The following is a 1172-nucleotide window of genomic DNA, read 5'->3' as shown; positions in this document are numbered from 1 at the left end:
ACCACCACGCTGGCCGTGACCAACGCCGGCGGGCCGGGCATCGTCACCACCGGCAACGGCATCCCGGTGATCGAGGCCCTCCACGGCGGCACCACGGCCGCGAACGCCTTCACGCTGGCCGGTGAAGCGCGTGGCGGCGCCTTCGACTATCGCCTGTTCCGCGGCGGCCTCGGCGGCACCCTGCCGGACGACTGGTTCCTGCGTTCGCAGTTCACCGTCCCCGGCGTGCCCAGCATTCCGGGCGAACCGCCGGGCGTCCCCGGGCAGCCGCCGCTGACTCCGGGGACGCCGGAAAGTCCGGTCCTGCCGTCCGATCCGCCGCCGGCCGTGCTGCCGCCGGGCCAGTACCCGATCATCGGACCGGAGCTGGCCAGCTACAGCGTGGTGCAGCCCGTGGCCCGTCAGATGGGGACGGCCCTGCTGGGCACCCTGCATGAGCGCCTCGGCGACACGCTGAGCCGCGCCGGCGACGGGACCGACCCGTCGTGGGGCTGGGGTCGCCTGTTCGGGCAGCAGATCGACAACCGCTACCAGACCTACACCGATGCGCGCGCGCGCGGCTCACTGGGGGGCTTTCAGGTCGGGATCGATCTGTGGCGGGATAGCCTGATCCCGGCGCCGCGGGACGCGTCGGGTTTTTACGTCGCCTATGCCACCAGCCACGTGGACGTGAAAGGGCTGGTCACCAACGCCGCGGCCACCGGCTATGCCCTGGACCGCACCGGTACGCTGCAGCTCGAGGCCTATGCGGGCGGGGCGTACTGGACCCACTACGGCCCGAGCGGGTGGTACCTCGACTACGTGGTGCAGGGCACGCATTACAGCGGCCATGCGTCGACGCCGTTCGCCCGGCTGCCGGTCACGGGGGCGGGGTTCCTCACCTCCCTGGAGGGGGGCTATCCGATCGCGTTGCCGCTGGGCCCGCGCTTTGTGCTGGAGCCGCAGGCCCAGCTGCTGTGGCAGCACGTGGGCATGAACGCGGCCCACGACGGCCTGGGGGAGGTCGCCCTTGGCGGGACCTCGGGCCTGACGGGCCGGCTCGGGCTGCGGGGGCAGTGGACGATCCAGCGCGCGAACGGGGACGTGTGGCAGCCGTATGGGCGCGTCAACCTCTGGCGCGACTGGGGCGGGCAGGCAACGACCACGTATGCCGGGAGCGATCAGGTGCCGCT

At 72.5% G+C, this 1172-nt stretch carries 1 protein-coding gene; it reads left to right on the top strand.

Annotation, left to right across the window (positions count from 1 at the left end; translation table 11 throughout):
* On the top strand, positions 1–1172 hold a 1172-nt coding region (locus ABIC75_RS23070; protein ID WP_354016223.1), incomplete at both ends, for an autotransporter outer membrane beta-barrel domain-containing protein.

The sequence above is a fragment of the Dyella japonica genome (genome assembly GCF_040545895.1).
Lineage (GTDB): Bacteria > Pseudomonadota > Gammaproteobacteria > Xanthomonadales > Rhodanobacteraceae > Dyella > Dyella japonica_D.
This window is presented reverse-complemented; position numbering and strand designations above follow the sequence as displayed.